The organism is Mesorhizobium sp. M7A.F.Ca.AU.002.02.1.1, from assembly GCF_003998535.1.
Lineage (GTDB): Bacteria > Pseudomonadota > Alphaproteobacteria > Rhizobiales > Rhizobiaceae > Mesorhizobium > Mesorhizobium ciceri.
Window position 1 is genome coordinate 1 of record NZ_RZPB01001030.1, and the last position, 1,768, is coordinate 1,768.

The following is a 1,768-nucleotide window of genomic DNA, read 5'->3' on the forward strand; positions in this document are numbered from 1 at the left end:
GTGCCCATGTTGGCGTGCTGCGCACCGCAGAATTCAGCGCATTGACCACGGTAGACGCCTGGCTTGTCCGCCTTGATATCCAGGACGTTCATGTGGCCCGGGATAAGGTCGAGCTTGCCGGCCAAGCTTGGGATCCAGAAGGAATGGATCACATCGGTCGAGGTCAAAAGCAGCCGCACCGGCTCGCCGGCAGGGATATGAATCTCGTATGCCGTCGTCAGGATGCGGCTCGGCGTAGCATCCTCGTAGCGCACCTCCCACCACCACTGGTGCCCGGTCACCCTGATTGTCAGCGCAGCCTCCGAGCCGATCGCAGCCAGCGTCCTGTTGGCGAAAAAGCTTAGCAGCGTCAGTCCGATCAAGATGATGGTGGTCACTCCGACGGCGGACACGACCACGCGCATCTTGCCGCGTTCGGCCGCTTCGTCGAGTAGGAGGGGTTCATCGCCGGAACGCGATCGCATGACCAGCGGTGCTGCGAGAGCGATCATCACCAGCGCCCAAACAACCGCGCAAAGCGCGGTAAAGAACCAGATGAGCCAGGCCAGCTCGCCGGCTGCGGGGCCCTTCGGGTCAAGCGCCGACTGCCAGCCTGCGCATCCCTGCAGAAACAGGACACAGAAGGCGAAGGCCATCGAGGCCGGGCGCTTCACGGTGATTTGCCCAGTGTCGCGGCATCCGGCAGGCGGTTTTCCGAGGGATGCACCATCATGTCGTCATTGCGTTGCGGCGCGGCGGAAGACGGCGCGTTGCCGCCCAGTGCGCGCACGAAGGCCGCCAGCTCCCATATCTGGTCGTCGGGTATCTTCTGGCCGAAGCTTGGCATCCCGTTGGGCCTGCCGTCGCGGATCGTGGCGTGGATGCTTTCCATCGAGCTGCCATAGATCCACTTCTCGTCCATGAGCGCCGGACCCATGCCGCCACCGCCATTGGCATGGCAGCCCGAGCAGTTGAACCAGCCGAACAGGCGTTTGCCCTCGCTCATGTGGAAGGCGTTGGCCTCGAAGCTCGCCGCCTTGTTGTCGGTGGGGGAGGGTCGCTGTCCGCCCGGCTCCAACGTGGTCACAGGCGTCGGCTGCTCACCTGAGCCGAGCGCCGATTGCGGTCGCGTGTCGCGCTCCTCGCGCTGGCAGGCGACCAGGGCCAGTGTCAAGGGCAGCAACATCGCCAGAGCGCGCCTCATCGGGCCGGTCTCCCGGCCATGTCCAGACGCGGTACGCCGTATCGCGCCAGAACCGCGTCGATCTCGGCCTTGTGTCGGGCAAGCGCGCTATTCACATCGCCACGCAGCGCATCGTCCTCGCGTCGAACACCCATTGAGATGTCGTACATCAGCGGCAGTTGCGGTCCATCGATGCGAGGCGTGACCGGCGTGATCCGGAGCGGCACCTTTTGCCTCTGCGCGAAATAGCCGGCGAGCGGACCCCAGACCACGGCAAGGTCGATCTCGCCGTTCGCGACAGCTTCGACGATGCGCGCCGGCGGGTTGGGAGCAGAGTAGTCGCCATAGACGGGGTAGCCGATGAGGTGCCCGACAATGCCGCGGCGGCCAAGCGCCTGGACAGGCGGCGAGTTGGCGCCATCGTCGCCGATGAGCTGAACACCGATGCGCAATTCTTGCAACCGCGGGTCGTTGAAGGACGTCACGTCCGGGCCGTCCTGGCGGGTCACGAAGACATAGGACGAACGGTAGTAGGGCGTGGTGGGGCGCAGCATTTCGAGATTGGCAGGCGTGCCGGGCACGAGATCGCAAAGGCCTGCCTTCAGC

The 1,768-nt window shown here is 64.9% G+C and carries 3 protein-coding genes; all 3 read right to left on the reverse strand.

Annotated elements, in window-relative coordinates:
• On the reverse strand, window positions 1-653 hold a 653-nt coding region (gene coxB, locus EN879_RS34620), incomplete at its 3' end, for a cytochrome c oxidase subunit II (protein ID WP_245493921.1).
• Complete coding sequence (locus EN879_RS34625) at window positions 650-1,183, reverse strand: c-type cytochrome (protein ID WP_013525142.1); 534 nt, start codon at window positions 1,181-1,183, stop codon at window positions 650-652. The genes coxB and EN879_RS34625, both read right to left, overlap by 4 nt.
• Window positions 1,180-1,768 (reverse strand): transporter substrate-binding domain-containing protein (locus EN879_RS34630; protein WP_127274649.1); only part of this gene is annotated, 589 nt, incomplete at its 5' end. The genes EN879_RS34625 and EN879_RS34630, both read right to left, overlap by 4 nt.

Bases quoted from the DNA above. Each gene is read 5' to 3' on its own strand.
- EN879_RS34625 (WP_013525142.1), bottom strand. From the start codon at position 1,183: ATGAGGCGCGCTCTGGCGATGTTGCTGCCCTTGACACTGGCCCTGGTC.